This window comes from Mesorhizobium sp. B2-6-2, assembly GCF_006440615.1.
Lineage (GTDB): Bacteria > Pseudomonadota > Alphaproteobacteria > Rhizobiales > Rhizobiaceae > Mesorhizobium.
Genome location: NZ_VFUG01000003.1, coordinates 193714 through 208986, shown reverse-complemented (window position 1 = coordinate 208986; position 15273 = coordinate 193714). Strand labels below are relative to the sequence as shown.

Below are 15273 nucleotides of genomic sequence, written 5' to 3'. Positions count from 1 at the left end.
GGCCTTTCCGACCCGTTGCCGCTACTGCGCCGGTTGTCAGCTCCGCGGCTTGAGGTTCTCCGGGTCGTAGAGCGGCTTGTAGCCGACGCCGGCCACCTCGACCGGATAGGTCTCGCTAAAATACTCGACCTGCAGCTTGCGCCCTTCCTGGCAATAGGCCCAGGGCAGATAGGCAAGCGCGATGTTCTTGCCCATGGTCGGACCGTAGGCGACCGAAGTGGTGAAGGAGCGGCGGCCGAGCTCGTCGACCAGCGTCTCGCCCGTCGCGGGATCCAGCACCGGCATGGTGCCGACCGGATACCGCGCGACGCCCTTGGCATCCTTGTTGTCGGTCATTACCAACGTGCACAGGATCGCCGGCTGATGCTCGCGGGCGCGATACTCCAGATGCTTGGCCTTGCCGCAGAAGTCGTTCTCCTTGACCTTCGGGCGCGCAAGATCGGCCTCGAGCAGATTGTATTCGGTCAAGAGATCGGCGTTTTGCAGCCTGAGGCTCTTTTCCATGCGGCGCGTGTTGGCATAGGTCTCGACGCCGAACGGCATGACGCCGGTGGAGCGCAGCGCGTCCCAGACGGCGAGCCCGTCCTCGTAGCGCATATGCAGTTCCCAGCCCTGCTCGCCGACATAGGAGATGCGGAAGGCGGTGACGTCCTTGCCGCCGATGCGGATCGGCTTGATCGCCGCGAACGCGAAATTCTCCGGCGTCAGCCCGTTCGGATCCTCGACTACTTTCTGCAGGGTCGTGCGCGCATTCGGCCCCCAGATGCCGACGGTGACGTATTTCTCGGTCACGTCGGTGACGGTAACGTCAAAGCCTTTGTCCTGCGCGGTGCGCTGCATGTAGCGGAAGTCGCGCGGGCCGGCGTCGGCGCCGTCGATCAGCCGGCACCGATCGGCCATGCGGATGACGGTGAAGTCGGCGCGCACCATGCCTTCCTCGTCGAGGAAGTGGGTGTAGATGCCCTTGCCGATATTGTTGTCGCCGCCGATCTTGGCCGCGCACAGCCATTCCAGCAGCGCGACATGGTCGGGCCCTTCGATGTCATACATCGAGAAATGCGACAGGTTGACGATGCCGCAATCCTCGCTCATCGCCAGGTGCTCGGCGTTGGAGACGCGCCAGAAGTGGCGGTTGTCCCACTCGTTCTCGCGCACCGGCACGCGGTTGCCGTATTTTTCCAGCAGATGCTCGTTGGCCGCGTAGCCATGGGCGCGCTCCCAGCCGCCCAACTCCATGAAATAGCCGCCGAGCTCCTTCTCGCGCTCATAGAACGGCGAGCGGCGGATGTTGCGGCCCTTGGAGAAGGGCTCGCGCGGATGCACCGCCGGATTGTAGACCTTCATCGCCGTTTCGGTGCAGCGATCCCAGATGAACTGTTCCTTGGTCTGGTGCGGGTAGAAGCGCGAATAGTCGATCGCGTGATGGTCGATCGAGGTACGGCCGTCGGTCATCCAGTCGGCGATCAGCTTGCCCATGCCCGGGCCGTCCTTAACCCAGATGGCGACGGCATACCACAGCCCCCTCACCTTCTGGCTTTCGCCCATGGACGGGCCGCCATCGGTGGTCACCTGCAGCAGGCCGTTGAAGGAATGGCCTTCGTTATACCCGAGCTCACCCAGGATCGGCGTCAGCTCCATGGCGCGCTCCAGCGGCGCCATGATCTGCTCCATATCGAGGTCGCGCTGCGACGGCGAAAGCCGCGCCTGGTCTTTTTCGAGAAGATCGCGCGGGTGGCACAGACGCGGATTGGTCTCCTCGTAATAACCCCATTCGATCTGCCCGCCCTCGGCGGTCTTCGGGTCGCCTGTGTCGCGCATATAGGCCGAGTTTCCCTGGTCGCGCACCAGCGGCCAGCCGATCTCCTTGCCGGTTCCGGCGAACTCGTTGTAGGGACCGAAGAAGGTGAGCGGATGATCAATCGGCATGACCGGCAGGTCCTCCCCGATCAGCGCGGCGGTGAGCCGGCCCCAGATGCCGGTGCAGACCACGACATAATCGGCCTCGATCGTGCCGCGCTCGGTCACCACACCTTTGATGCGGCCGTTCTCGACGATCAGCTCCTTGGCCGAGGTGTTGGCGAAAGCCTGGAGCTTGCCGGCGGCGACACCTTGGTCGACCAGCTTGCCGGCCACCGTCTGCGAGCGCGGGATGACGAGGCCCGCGTCGGGGTCCCATAGGCCGCCTTGCACCAGATGCTCCTCGATCAGCGGGAATTTTTCCTTGATCTCCGCCGGTTCGATCAGCCGCGCGCGGGTGCCGAAGGATTTTGCCGAGGCGATCTTGCGCTTGATCTCGTCCATGCGGGCGTCGTCGCCGACACGCGCCACCTCAAGGCCGCCGACGCGGGCGTAGTGTCCCATCTTCTCGTAGAAATCGATCGAGTAGAGCGTCGTCCAGCAGGACAGGAAATCGTGGCTGGTCGTGTAGCAGAAGTCCGAGGCGTGCGCCGTCGAGCCGATATCGGTCGGGATGCCCGACTTGTCGATGCCGACGATGTCGTCCCAGCCGCGCTCGATCAGGTGATGCGCGACCGAAGCGCCGACAATACCGCCCAGGCCGACGATGACGACCTTCGCCTTTTTCGGAAACTCTGCCATTGCCCGCGACTCCGGAATGATGGACGGGCGCGTTTGCGCGCCCTTCGAATGGCGCACAATATGCAGAGGTCGCGGATTGAGCTACCGCCTGTTTGCGACACGCCGCAGGTACGGCGCGACCCCGCGCGCAAGCGTGGTACTGGATGCGGTTAAGCTCAGGCGAAGGCCCAGACGTCCTCCGCCTGGAAGCCGACCTGGTAGCCGGCGGTCTTGAGCTTGACCACGACCTGGCCGATTTCGGTGGCCGGCAGCGCGCCGACCTCGATCTTGATCATTCCCGGACGATAGCGGCCAAGGTCAAGCTGTTCGAACACCATCCAGTCGGCGCCTTCGCAGTCGACCAGGAAAGCGTCGATGTGGGTGATGCCATTGCGGTCGAGCAAAGTCTGCAAGGTTTCCGACGGCACTTCGATATCCTTCAGATGCGGCGCGAACTTGTTGAAGTTGGCGTCGGTCTCGCCCCAGGCGTTCTTGCCCGACATCAGATTGGTGTCGGTGACCGACGAGCAGCCGATGAACTCGATCGGCAGCGTGCCGGCCTCGAGCGCCGCGGCATCGAATGTATGAACCGTGATCGTGCCCTTGGTCCTGGTCACCGCCACCGGCTCTATGACGAAGCGGCTGGTATCCGGATAGTTGGCGCGAAGCCGCTTCTGATTGTAGGGGATCGGCTCGACCAGCATCGCGCACGCTCCGGGGATCCGATGCAGCCAGGGCGTCACGTCGTCGAACAGCGCGCCGTCGCAGGCGCCGACATTGACCATTTGGAACGACCGGCCCTTGCCGCCGAACCGTGCCTTGAGTGCCGCCTTGGCGAGGAATTTCGTGCCGTGCAGAGAGGGGCCGCGATCGAGCAGGCCGGCCGGAAGGCCGAGCGACAGAAGAATGCGCGCGAGACTGGAAAGCGAGTTCATGACTTGTCTCCGGGAATGGTCTGCGACGCGGCGCGGTGCCTGCCTTGGCTTGCCGATGCCATCAGCGGCGCGGCCAGCAGCAGGAAGGGCGGCAGAAGATTGGGGAAATAGATGCGGGTGTCGTGGATCGGGAAGACGGTGAACTTCGCCAGCACGCCGAGCACAAGCGCCGCAAGCAGGATGCCGGCGCGGCGGTCGAGTCGGAAGCCGGCGCGGCTCAAGCTGTACCATCCGGCCAGTGCCAGGACCGATACGCCGACCCAGCTATTGACGTTGATGGCGCGCACCACCGAGGCGGCGAAGGCCTTGAGATAGGCCGTCACCGAAAACGGCGGGTCGAACCCGTCCATATTGTAGTGCTGCTCGATGCTGGAGAACCAAAGATGCGGCCACCAGCCGGGATGCTGCGCCCAGTGCGAGATGACGAAATAGGCGATGAAGGAGGCCGCGAAGCCTGCCAAAGCACCCCACGCCCTCTCGCGGAAAGTGGCGAGCAGCACCGCAAAAATGGCGAGGAAGACGATGTTGTCGGGTCGAGCCATGAAAGCAAGGAACAGCAGGACCGCCGTCGCCGCCTCGCGCTTGCGCACATAGGCAAAGGTGCCGCCTAGGAACAGCGCCGAGCATAGAAGGTCCGGTGTCGAGGCGCGCGCGGCATCGCCGAGATCGGCCATGATCAGCACCGCGCCGACGACAGGCGCCAGCGCCAGCGCGCCTTCCGCGCGCAGCCAGGCGAGCGTTATGGCGCCGAACAGAAGCACGGAAAACACCTGCACCAGCCGCATCGCCTCGACCGGCGACACGACATGGCTGAGGCTGGACAGGATCTCGGCATAGAGGAACTTGATCCGGTACATGCCGAGCAGCGAATGGAAGTCGGCGGCGTTCTCCGCCATGTGGCTGCGGAAGCCGCCGCCATCGTCGGTCAGCGTCTTGTAATCACCCGCCGACACGCCGGCCTTGACCATGCTGTAGGCATAATCATGCAGCACCTGCGGATCGGGATAGGTGCCTTCCTCGGCAATCGCCAGATAAGGCAGCATGTCCCAGTTCGCGTCGGGCATGAACCAGGCGGTCGCGGCGGTGAGCAGGATGTAGAGCGAGAAGGCGACCGCGCCGATCGACGCGGCCCATTTCGCGTAAGTCCCCTCGCCCCACGCCAGGCCGGCACCGGTCAAGCGTTCCAGCGGATTGGTCGGAGCGGACGGCCTGGTCAGCATCCTCGGCGGCCTCTATTTACCGACTTGGCTTCTCACGAAATCCTTCACGATCGCCACGATGCCGCGCGACAACAGGCTGTCGAAGGCGTCGACGAAGCGGTCGACATGCTCGGGCTGGCAGATCAGCGGCGGCTCGAGCCGGATGACGTTGCGGTTGTATTCGGTGAAGGCGACGAGCACGTCGTAGTCGCGCAGCAGCAGCGAGCCGACGAAGCCCGACAGCGAGCCCTTAAGCTTGTCGTCGAGCACGCTCACCACCGGTCTGAGCACCATCGGCAGGGTCTGCGAGAAATCGTGGAACTCGAGCCCGATCATGAGACCCTTGCCGCGCACGTCCTTGATGATTTTCGGATATTTTTCCTTGAGCGCCTGCAGCCGCTGCAGAAGGTAGTCGCCCGTCGAGGCGGCGTTGTCGATCAGCCCCTCATCATAGAGCACGTTGATGCCCTCGATCGCGGTGACGCAGGCCTCGCCCATGCCGCCGAAAGTGGCCATGGCATGGATCATCGCCGTCTTCGGCGTGCCATAGGCCTTCATGTAGACGTCGCGCCTGGCGATCATCGCGCCGACCGCCGCCTTGCCGGCGCCGAGCGATTTCGCCAGCGCCGTCACATCCGGCACCACGCCATAATGCTCGAAGGCATAGAAACGGCCCGAGCGGCCATAGCCGCACTGCACCTCGTCGGCGACCCACAGCACGGCATAGCGGTCGCAAAGCGCGCGCAGCTTCTGCCAGTATTCCGTGGGCGCCTGGATGATGCCGCCGCCGCCCTGGATGGTTTCCAGCACGATGACGCCGATCTCCGGTTCGCTCTTGAACAGGCGCTCGACGGCGTCGATGTCGGCGAAGGGAACGCGCACGACATTGTTTGCGACTTTGAAATCGGCGCGGTAGAGTTGGCCGTCGGTGATCGCCAGCACGCCCTTTGTCTTGCCGTGGAAGGAATTCTCGGCATAGACGATTTTCGACCGCTTCGGGCCCGCGGCGCGCTCGGCGAGCTTCACCGCCGCTTCCATGGCCTCAGAACCCGACGAGCCCAGGAACACCATGTCGAGATCGCCGGGCGAGCATTTGGCGATGTTGTGCGCGAGAGCTGCCGCAAATTGCGACATGAAGGCGATGGCGATCTCCTGGCGCTTCTCCTCCTGGAATTTCTTCCGGGCTTCCAAAATGCGCGGATGGTTGTGGCCGAAGGCCAGCGAGCCGAAGCCGCCGAAGAAATCGAGGATCTTGCGGCCGTTCTGGTCGATATAGAACATGCCCTCGGCGCGCTCGATCTTGACCTTGTGAAAGCCGAGCAGCTTCATGAAATGCAGCTGTCCAGGATTGAGATGCGCCTTGAACAGGTCGGTGATGCGGGCGACGTCCATCGCCTTGGCCTGCTCGACGCTGATCAGATCGGGCTTGGCGATTGCTGTGGGCGAAAGCGCTGGCGCGTCGATCAGCGTGCGCGCTCCGGTATGTTCCGGCTTGGCCATGACGGTCATCTGAAAAATCTCCCCTTCGCGCTCTATTCGGCGGGAACCTGTCTGGTGGCGACGGCGTGGCCGTCCATCTTGGCGCGATATTCGTTGTAGGCGGCGATCAGCATGTCCTCGTCGCGATATTGCGGCACCCAGCCGAGCTGGCGCTCGGCCTTGGACACGTCGAGCACGCATTCCTCGTCGGCGATCAGATACTGTTCCGGATCCATGATCGGCATGTTCAACCAGTCGAGCAGGTCGAGCGTGCGCTTGACCGCCCAGCCGGGCGTCGGCACCAGGATCGACTTGGAGCCCGCATGCTTGATCAGGTCGCCGAGCAGTTTTTTGACCGGCGGCGGATTGAGGGAGCCCAGATTATAGGCCTCGTTCGGCACGCCGGCTTTCCAGGCCGCGCGGGCGGCTTCGGCGCAGTCGAACACCGAGATGAACTGGTAAGGGTTCCTGCCCGAGCCGATCATCGGCACCGAAAGATTCCAGTCGATCAGCTTGAACAGCTTTTCCAGGATGCCGAGGCGGCCGGGACCGATGATCAGGCGCGGCCTAAACAGCGAGATCGACATGCCGCGCTTGCGCCATTCGGCGGCGAGCTCCTCGGTCTTGAGCTTCGACAGCCCGTACTCGCCGAGCGGCGCGACCGGATGGTCCTCGGTCATCGGCAGCACGACCGTGTGGCCGTAGATCATGTCGGTCGTGTAGTGGACCAGCTTCGAAGCGCCGGCCTTGTCCATCGCCTGGATGATATTCTCGGTGCCGTGGAAATTCACCGGGAAGAAGAAATCGTGCCGCTTGGCGCGCACCTGGATCGGCGACAGCATCTTGGCCGAAAGATTGTAGACCATGTCGCCGGCCTTGAGCCCGACCGCCGCGACCGAGGCCGGATCGGTGACGTCGCAGGTGACGAAACGCATGGAGCGGTAATGCGGCAGGTCGCTCTTGACGATATCGGCGACGACGACATCCTCGCCATCGGCGGCGAGCTTGGGGGCAAGGTGACGGCCGACGAAACCGTCGCCGCCGAAAATCACATGTCTCATCGAACGATCTCGCTTATGCCGATCTTGTCGGGATTGATGGATGCTGTCTGATCCTCATGCCCCTGCTCGCCCATTCCCCGGCCACTCTGCGCGATCAGCACCGTGCCGACGCAGATGCAGGCGATGCCGGCGATGCGCCAGCCATTGAGGTCCTCGCGGAAGACGAAATAGGCAAAGATCGCCACGGCGACATAAGCGAGGCTGAGGAACGGATAGGCGAAGCTGAGCTCGACCTTGGACAGCACGTAGAGATGCGATGCCATCGAGATGACGAAGGTGCACAGGCCGAGGAACACCCAGGGGCTGAACACGATCTGCAAGAGCTTGACGAGCGGATTGACGCCTTCGAAGGAGACCGGCCCAATCGACATCATGCCCTGCTTCAGCATCAGCTGCGCTGCGGCATTGGTCATGACCGTAAAGAGAATGAAGATTATGTATTTCATTGTTGCCACCCCGCCCTTGGGCGGTCCTATTGCAAACCCACAAATATTTCGTGAAGCCTCGACGATGGTTTGAGTAAGCCGCGGCGTAACTTTTCATTTACCATGATTTATTCGACCTCTATCTATTCTGCGGCTTCAAAAACGCCTCTCGTTGCATCCAGTCTTTTTGCCGTCCGTATCCAGAAGCTCGACAGGAAAGCCGGGTCGCGAAGCGCCTCCAGCCGCTGCCATTGCGGGAACGACGCGGCGAATGTCTCAGGTCCCATCCGGGCGTCCTTGTAGGGGTTCACCGCGCCGCCCGCCTCGACTGTGATGCGGTCGAGTTCGGCGAGCAGCCGCAACGTCCTTTCGCCCCGGTTAGGGAAATCGAGCGTTAGCGTGTAGCCGGGCCGCGGGAACGACAGCAGCGCCGGCGAGCGGACATCGCCGAAGCGTTTGAGCACTGTGAGGAACGACCCTTCGCCCGCCCGCCGTGCCGCCTCGAGTAGCGCAGGCACGATGCGACGCGCACTGACCTCCGGCACCACGCTCTGGTGCTGGAAAAGCCCGCGCGGCCCGTAGAGCCGGTTCCAGTCGCGGACCCCGTCGAGCGGAAAGAAGAAGCCCTGATAGCCTGCCTGGTGCGGAGCCTGGGACTTACCCTTCTTCCAGCGGTAAGCCGCGTTGAAGACGGTGAGGAAGGGCCGATTGAGGACATTGAATGGTGGCTGCACCGGCACGGAGAACCGGCTGCCGGCGCGCGCCGCCGCGTGCGAGCCGTGTTCGGCATGGTTGCCGGTGAACAACAGCCCGCGACCGCGCCCATGTCCGCTGGCAAGCTGATCGATCCAGGCGACGGCATATTCGTTGGCCTGGTCGGCAGCCTCGGCAAGATCGAAGAATTCGCCGAGATCGCGAAACCGCGTCACGCTTTCGATGATATCGAGCGACGGCACCCGCATCAGCTTGACCGATGCCGAAAGGATAAGCCCGGTCAGCCCCATGCCGCCGATCGTCGCCCCGAACAGACGGGCGTTGTCAGTCTGCGAACAGCGATGGGTTCGGCCGTCGGACCGAAGCAGCGTCAAAGCCTCGACATGGCAGCCGAAGGTGCCGCGCCGATGATGGTTCTTGCCGTGGACGTCGTTGGCGATCGCGCCGCCCAGTGTCACGAATTGGGTGCCTGGAACCACGGCCGGAAAGAAGCCGTAGGGCGCGGCATAAGCGATGATGTCGCAAAGCAGCGTGCCGGCATCGGCCTCGAGTACGCCGGCCTCGACGTTGAAGGAACGGATGCGGTTGAGCGGCCGCATGTCGACCACCATGCCTGCATCGTTCTGGCAACTGTCCCCATAGGAGCGGCCATTGCCGTATCCGAGCAGCGAACCTGTCTTCGCCTCGCCGCGTTTAAGCAAGGCGATCGCCTCGTCCGCCGGGATCGCCTTGCGTGCTGGCGGGGTCGCCAGTCCGAAGCTGCCGAAGCGCTCGTGCCTCATCACCAGCCTCCGGCTACGAGGAAGACCGCGCCGATGGCGACGACGATCTGGCTGCGCCAGTCGCGGATGATGAAGACGACCGGGTCGTCATGCATCTCGTCGCGGCGGGCAAGGATCCAGACACGCATCGTCAGGTAAAGCACGATCGGCGCCAGCGGCCATATCAGCCATGGATGCGGATAGAGCTCGCGCACCGCCGGGCTGTCCATATAGAGCGCCAGAACCAGCGCCGAGGAAAAAGCCGACGCCATGCCGGCCTGGGCGACGATCTCCTGGTCCTCGGTGCGATAGCCGCGGCCGGCGATGCGCTCGCCGGGCGGGATGGCCGTGGTGCGCAACTCGACGAAGCGCTTCACCAGCGCCAGCGAAAGGAAGAAGAAGATCGAGAAGGCGAGCAGCCAGAAGGAGACGTCGACGCCGGTGGCGGCTGCGCCCGCAAGTACGCGGATCGTGTAGAGGCCCGCGAGCGTCAGCACATCGATCAAAAGCATGCGCTTGAACGACAGCGAATAGGCGGTGGTGACGATCAAATAGCCGGCAAGCACGCCAAGGAATTCGATCGGAAGGAAGAGGCCGGCGGCGAGGCCGATCGCAAGGAGCGCGGCGATCGCGCCGAGACCGAATGGGATCGACAATGCGCCGCTGGCGAAAGGCCGGCTGCGCTTGGTCGGATGCTTGCGGTCGAGCGCGAGGTCGAAGAAATCGTTGAGGATATAGATGGCGGACGCCACGGCGCTGAAGGAAACGAACGCCAGCAGGCACTGCCAGATCATGTTCGGGTTGAAATATTCGTGCGACAGCACCATCGGCACGGCGATCAGCGCGTTCTTCAGCCACTGATGTATGCGCAGCATCTTGACGTAGGTCCTCAGCGCCGGCCTCGGTGAGGGCATGGCATCGGCTTGATGCGCCGCCTGCCAGCGCCGGGCGCTGCGGTCGGGCGCCACCACGAGCGCGTTGCGCGCTGCGTCGAACACTTTGAGGTCGTGCCGGCTGTTGCCGGCATAGTCGAAGCCTGCATCGCCATAGGCGGCGACAAGTGCCGCGCATTTCCTGCCGGAGGTCATGTTATGCGGACCGTCGGTCGCCAGCACATTAACGAAAATGGCGAGATGCGCCGCGATCGCCTCCGCGAATTTGCGCGGCGTTCCCGTCGCCAGCACGATCTTGCGACCCTCCCGGTGCTCGGCGCGCAGCCGGTCAAGCAGATCCTGGCGGTAAGGCAGCGAGGCTGGGTCAATGTCGACGCGGCCGGCGATTTCCTGCTTCAGCCGGGCCGGCCCGCCGATCAGCCAGAGTGGCAGGAGAAAGACATAGAGCGGGTTCTTCTTGAGCAGGATGAACAGGCCTTCCCACAGAAGGTCCGTTGCAATCAGCGTACCGTCGAGATCGACCGCAAGCGGAATTGCGTTCCTGTCCGACCTCGCGTCCATGGTCCTGCCCCGATAGAGCGCAGGATCCCGAAACTCCGATCACGGAAAGATCACGCGCCAACTCAACCCGCGCCGTATGCCGGCGTCCTCGGGTCGGATATAGCGGGTCATGACGCAGCGAACGTTAAAACGTCCGGTTGCAGAGCATTGTCCTACCGGTTTTTCGCCGTCATCGTTAAGCGTCGGCTACCGGAAACGATAAAAGGCCGGACATCGGTCCGGCCTTTGCCAATCTGGCCCCGCCAATCTTGCGGGAGCGGTTACTTGATGCGGGCCGCGCCACCCGAGATTTCGACCGTTTCCGAGCCGGTCAGGGCTTCGAGATCACCATTGGGCAAGGTGACGAAGCAGCCGCTCGAGCAGAACTCCACCGTCTCGCCTGCGGCAAGCGTCAGCTCGCTCTTGGCGCCGCCTTCGGTCACGACCAGGGTCCGCGTCTGAGCGTCCCTGTTGATCGCGCTGGCGGCGAAAGCCGAACCGCCCAGGGCCAGCAAAGCGATGGCGGCAACGACAGACTTCCACATTGCAATTCCGGTGTTCGCACACCGCCTCTGTTCAAATTTGCAAGGCATTCTCGCCCTTTGCGTCGAAGCTTATATGAGTTGTTACCTGAACCGCAACTGAATGCCGCATTCATGCCACAATCGGTTTCGCCGCCGGATGAACGTAGCGTGTGGCCATTTGCAGGCCGGCCTCATCCGAATGTCGATACCACCTCAGCCCGGGTCGGGCTTGCGGCCCCTGCGCTTCATCTTGGCCAGGCGTTCCCGCTCGGCCGCGGCTTCCGCCTCCAGCCTCTCGCGCTCCGCGAATTCGGCTTCGATCTTGTCGTCGTCGATCGGCCAGGCCTCGTGCTTCTTCGTTTCGACCACGGCGCGCGGCGTCGAGGGTATCTCGATCCGCTCCCCCTCGAAGATATCGAAGATGGCGAAGCGGATGTCGTTCTGAACGACGCTGCCGTTCATGATGTCGGCGACGAACACACGTATCTCGAATTCGAGCGCGGCCGCCCCGAAATTGGCGAACAGAACGAATGGCTCGGGATTCTTCAGCACCATCGGATGGGCGCGCGCAATATCCATCAGGACGGCGTGGACGCGCTTGACGTCGCTGCCATAGGCGACGCCGACCTTGATGTCGATGCGCCCGAGCTTGTTGCGATGCGTCCAGTTGCCGACCGCATTGTTGATGAGGTTCGAGTTGGGCAGGATCACCGCCTGCCGCTGGAAGGTCTCTATCTCGGTGGCGCGCACGCTGATCTTCCGCACCGTGCCGCTGACGTCGCCCGCCACGATCCAGTCGCCGACCTTGAACGGCCGCTCTGCAAGCAGGATCAGGCCCGAAACGAAATTCGAGACGACGTTCTGCAGGCCGAAGCCGATACCCAACGAAAGCGCGCCAGCAACCAGCGCCAGATTGGAAAGATCGATGCCCGCGGCCGAGATGCCGACCAGGCCAGCGACCGCCACGCCGGCATAGCCGACGCCGAGCCGGATCGAGTTGCGCACGCCGGCATCGACCTTGCCGCGCGCCATCACCGATCCGTCCAGCCAGCCCTGGAACCAGCGCGTCAGGAAATAGCCGATAGCGAAGACGACGATGCCGCTGAGGATGCCTAGGAAGGAGATGGTCACCGAACCGATCGTGACGCCGGTCGCCAGCTTGTAGGCCCAGGCCTCGATATCGCCGGGCTGGAAGCCCCACATCAAAAGGATCAGCGGCAGGAACACCGCCACGATCATCAGGTTGATAGCGATGCTGACGACCAGGCCGAGCTGGTCGAGGGCGGTATCCTCGTAGCTTGAGTTCTCCGAAAGCCATCGCCCGACCGAAGTGTCGGCGAAGCCGCCCTCCTCCCCGATCGCGCGTGCCGACAGGAAGCCGATATAGGCCGTCACCAGGACCGTGCCGGTCACCACGATCTGGAACGAGACGAAAAGCGCCAGGCCGATATAGCCGAGCAGCGCCGCCGCAATGGTGAACAGGCCGAGGGCGATGGCCATGAAGCGAAGCCATGCCGGCCAGGGCCGCCATGAGCCGTCAGCCGTCCTGAAAGGCCGCAGCAGTCCCATCAGGATCAGGATGACGCCGACGATGATAGCGGCGACAAAGCCCCTGGCGATCGTCAGCGAAAGCGGCGATCCCATCTTCTCGTTGACGACCGACAGGAAGTAGTTGAACCCGAGCACCAGCGCCATGGCGGTCGTCAGGCCAACCAGCCAACGCGCCCGGCCGGTCGCGACCGGGATCAGGCGCCAGTTGGGTAGGCGCGGTTCGAGCGCCGCGTTGGTCAGCCGGTTGACGCAGAACACCATGGCGATCACCGTCAGCAAGGCATTGAGGAACGTGCCGATATCGCCGCGCAGCACATTGTAATAATTGAAGAAGAACACGGCCGAGGCGAAGAAGACGCCGAGCGCGAGGGTCGGCAGCAGCGTCGACCAGAAGGCCACCGACAGCCGGCTGAGATAGGACGGATCCTCGACGGTCGGGTCGGCCTCGAAGATGCGGCCGAACAGGCGTCTGCCGCCGATCAACAGCACCGCCGCCAGCGCCAGAGCCATCAGCGTCGCCGCAAGGATCGCCTGGAACTTGAACCGGACCGCGAAGCTCGCCCAGGACCACACCGCCTTATAGAGGCCCGTGAACTGGTCATGCGCGTCGGAAAAGGCCTGCGGGCTCAACGCGTCGGTCAGGTCATAGTGCTTGGTGATGACGCTGCGGAAAAGCTCGCTGCGCATGACGGCGATCTTGTCGACCAAGCCGTTGACGCGGATCGACAGGTTTTGCGCGCTGGCGACGACCGCGTTGATCTGAGCTTTTTCCGTGGCGAGCGCACCGCGCTCGCTGCTGACGATCACCGGCTCGGGGGGCTGCCCCTGCGCCGGTGGCGCGCCGAGCACCTCGACACGATTGTTGATGTCGGTGAGGCGCTGCCGGAATGCCAGGGCGCTGTTCAGCGCCGCGCGCGAAATATCCTCGAGCTGCAACCGGATGTCGACGAGCCCCGGATCGTCCTGGTCGGGGTCGCTCAGTTTCTTTTCCAGGCCGTCGGTCCTGGCCGTCAGGTCCTGGATGGCCTTGGTCTGGTCGGCGATGAGTTGTGACGAACCATGGCCGATCGCCTGCGCCGACGCGTCCAGCGCCGGTTGCGCGAAGACAGCGACGATCACGACCAGAACCAGGCGCAGCAGGCGGAAGAACATGGCTTTGTTGGCGACTCGCGGCCGAAAAATTCTCGAAATTTCCGCTCTTGATAAAGGCCGGCATATCGGGCGGCAAGCCGTCCCGATCGTGCCGGCGATAGTCGGCCTGTCGAAAAGCGATGGCGCAATCTTGGCTTTGCGCTTCCCGCCTGCTCTATAGTCTGCCGCCTCGCATCATAAGGACGATAGGAAGAATGGCGGAATATTCAGCCTTCTCGCTGCTCAAGAACGCGCTGACCGGCAACAAGGATTGGAAGCCCGCCTGGCGTAAGCCGGACCCCAAGGCTTCCTATGACGTGATCGTCATCGGCGGCGGTGGCCACGGTCTTTCGACCGCCTATTATCTCGCCAAGGAACACGGCATCACCAATGTCGCGGTGCTGGAAAAGGGCTGGCTCGGCTCCGGCAATGTCGGCCGCAACACCACGGCGGTGCGCTCCAACTATCTCTTGCCGCAGAACACCCGCTTCTACGAACATTCGATGAAGCTGTGGGAGAACCTCTCGCACGACCTCAACTACAACGTCATGTTCTCGCAGCGCGGCTGCCTAAACCTCGCGCACACGCCAGCCCAGCTCGACGACTATGCCAGGCGCGGCAACGCCATGCGCCATCTCGGCGTCGACGCCGAGCTGATGAGCGTCGACCGGATCAAGCGGCTTGTCCGGGCGCTGGATGTCTCAGGGTCAGCACGCTTTCCCGTCCTTGGCGGGCTGATGCAGCCGCGCGCCGGCACGGCCCGGCACGACGCGGTCGCCTGGGGCTATGCGCGCGGCGCCGACCGGCGCGGCGTCGACATCATCGAGAATTGCGAGGTCACCGGGTTCCTGCGCGACGGCGACCGCATCACCGGCGTTTCGACGACGCGCGGCGAAATCCGCGCCAAGAAGGTCGCGCTTGCGGTTGCCGGCAGCACCGGCCGCGTCATGCAGCTTGCCGGCATCTCGCACATGCCGATCGAAAGCCACGTGCTGCAGGCCTTCGTCTCGGAATCGCTGAAGCCTGTCGTCGACACCGTTCTCACCTTCGGCATGGGCCATTTCTACATCTCGCAGTCCGACAAGGGCGGCCTGGTCTATGGCGGCGACCTCGACGGCTACAACAGCTACGCCCAGCGCGGCAGTCTGCCGATCGTCGATGAGGTGATGAGCGAGATGGTGGCGCTGTTTCCCGGCCTGGCGCGCGTGCGCATGCTGCGCTCCTGGGGCGGGCTGTGCGACATGACGATGGACGGCTCGCCGATCATCGCCGCCGGACCGCTGCCGGGCATGTATCTCAATTGCGGCTGGTGCTATGGCGGCTTCAAGGCGACGCCAGCCTCCGGCTGGTGCTTTGCCTACACCATTGCCAAGGACGAGCCGCACGAGTTCAACGCGCCCTTCACGCTCGACCGTTTCTACCGCGGCCTCGTCATCGACGACAAAGGCCAGGGCGCGACGCCCAGATTGCACTAGGGTTTGGA

11 protein-coding genes are annotated in these 15273 nt (G+C 63.5%); 1 reads left to right on the top strand and 10 read right to left on the bottom strand.

The window, feature by feature from the left end; translation table 11 throughout:
- Window positions 1-36: 36 nt before the first annotated feature.
- The 10 genes from FJ419_RS09055 to FJ419_RS09010 all read right to left on the bottom strand — a co-directional run bounded on the left by FJ419_RS09055 (window position 37) and on the right by FJ419_RS09010 (window position 13811).
- Entirely contained in the window at window positions 37-2598 is a 2562-nt protein-coding gene (locus FJ419_RS09055; protein WP_140689855.1) for an FAD-dependent oxidoreductase, read from the bottom strand.
- A gap of 155 nt (window positions 2599-2753) precedes the next feature.
- Complete coding sequence (locus FJ419_RS09050) at window positions 2754-3512, bottom strand: FkbM family methyltransferase (RefSeq protein WP_140689853.1); 759 nt, start codon at window positions 3510-3512, stop codon at window positions 2754-2756.
- Window positions 3509-4732 (bottom strand): hypothetical protein, encoded by a 1224-nt coding sequence (locus tag FJ419_RS09045; RefSeq protein ID WP_140689851.1) that lies wholly within the window; start codon window positions 4730-4732, stop codon window positions 3509-3511. The genes FJ419_RS09050 and FJ419_RS09045 overlap by 4 nt, the downstream gene beginning before the upstream one ends.
- Before the next feature lie 12 nt (window positions 4733-4744).
- A complete protein-coding gene (locus FJ419_RS09040) occupies window positions 4745-6220 on the bottom strand; it encodes an aspartate aminotransferase family protein (RefSeq protein WP_140689849.1) in 1476 nt (491 codons plus the stop codon).
- Window positions 6221-6243: 23 nt separating this feature from the next.
- Complete coding sequence (locus FJ419_RS09035) at window positions 6244-7251, bottom strand: NAD(P)-dependent oxidoreductase (RefSeq protein ID WP_140689847.1); 1008 nt, start codon at window positions 7249-7251, stop codon at window positions 6244-6246.
- A complete protein-coding gene (locus tag FJ419_RS09030) occupies window positions 7248-7697 on the bottom strand; it encodes an EamA family transporter (RefSeq protein ID WP_140627067.1) in 450 nt (149 codons plus the stop codon). Before FJ419_RS09030 ends, FJ419_RS09035 begins: the two co-directional genes overlap by 4 nt.
- A gap of 122 nt (window positions 7698-7819) precedes the next feature.
- Window positions 7820-9172 (bottom strand): FAD-binding oxidoreductase, encoded by a 1353-nt coding sequence (locus FJ419_RS09025; RefSeq protein ID WP_140689845.1) that lies wholly within the window; start codon window positions 9170-9172, stop codon window positions 7820-7822.
- Complete coding sequence (locus tag FJ419_RS09020) at window positions 9172-10605, bottom strand: UbiA family prenyltransferase (RefSeq protein ID WP_140689843.1); 1434 nt, start codon at window positions 10603-10605, stop codon at window positions 9172-9174. The genes FJ419_RS09025 and FJ419_RS09020 overlap by 1 nt, the downstream gene beginning before the upstream one ends.
- Window positions 10606-10865: 260 nt before the next feature.
- Window positions 10866-11129 carry a hypothetical protein gene (locus FJ419_RS09015; RefSeq protein WP_095764911.1) on the bottom strand — a complete coding sequence of 88 codons (264 nt, stop codon included), beginning with the start codon at window positions 11127-11129 and terminating at the stop codon, window positions 10866-10868.
- A 192-nt stretch (window positions 11130-11321) separates the two neighbouring features.
- Entirely contained in the window at window positions 11322-13811 is a 2490-nt protein-coding gene (locus FJ419_RS09010; protein ID WP_140689841.1) for a mechanosensitive ion channel family protein, read from the bottom strand.
- Window positions 13812-14005: 194 nt separating this feature from the next.
- On the opposite strand from FJ419_RS09010, the gene FJ419_RS09005 reads away from it, so the two are divergent.
- Complete coding sequence (locus FJ419_RS09005; protein ID WP_140689839.1) at window positions 14006-15265, top strand: sarcosine oxidase subunit beta family protein; 1260 nt, start codon at window positions 14006-14008, stop codon at window positions 15263-15265.
- Window positions 15266-15273: the final 8 nt, after the last annotated feature.

What these genes read in the sequence shown, in the direction of transcription:
- FJ419_RS09055 (WP_140689855.1), bottom strand. Translation starts at nt 2,598, where the DNA reads ATGGCAGAGTTTCCGAAAAAGGCGAAGGTCGTCATCGTCGGCCTGGGC.
- FJ419_RS09050 (WP_140689853.1), bottom strand. Translation starts at nt 3,512, where the DNA reads ATGAACTCGCTTTCCAGTCTCGCGCGCATTCTTCTGTCGCTCGGCCTT.
- FJ419_RS09045 (WP_140689851.1), bottom strand. Translation starts at nt 4,732, where the DNA reads ATGCTGACCAGGCCGTCCGCTCCGACCAATCCGCTGGAACGCTTGACC.
- FJ419_RS09040 (WP_140689849.1), bottom strand. Translation starts at nt 6,220, where the DNA reads ATGACCGTCATGGCCAAGCCGGAACATACCGGAGCGCGCACGCTGATC.
- FJ419_RS09035 (WP_140689847.1), bottom strand. Translation starts at nt 7,251, where the DNA reads ATGAGACATGTGATTTTCGGCGGCGACGGTTTCGTCGGCCGTCACCTT.
- FJ419_RS09030 (WP_140627067.1), bottom strand. Translation starts at nt 7,697, where the DNA reads ATGAAATACATAATCTTCATTCTCTTTACGGTCATGACCAATGCCGCA.
- FJ419_RS09025 (WP_140689845.1), bottom strand. Translation starts at nt 9,172, where the DNA reads ATGAGGCACGAGCGCTTCGGCAGCTTCGGACTGGCGACCCCGCCAGCA.
- FJ419_RS09020 (WP_140689843.1), bottom strand. Translation starts at nt 10,605, where the DNA reads ATGGACGCGAGGTCGGACAGGAACGCAATTCCGCTTGCGGTCGATCTC.
- FJ419_RS09015 (WP_095764911.1), bottom strand. Translation starts at nt 11,129, where the DNA reads ATGTGGAAGTCTGTCGTTGCCGCCATCGCTTTGCTGGCCCTGGGCGGT.
- FJ419_RS09010 (WP_140689841.1), bottom strand. Translation starts at nt 13,811, where the DNA reads ATGTTCTTCCGCCTGCTGCGCCTGGTTCTGGTCGTGATCGTCGCTGTC.
- FJ419_RS09005 (WP_140689839.1), top strand. Translation starts at nt 14,006, where the DNA reads ATGGCGGAATATTCAGCCTTCTCGCTGCTCAAGAACGCGCTGACCGGC.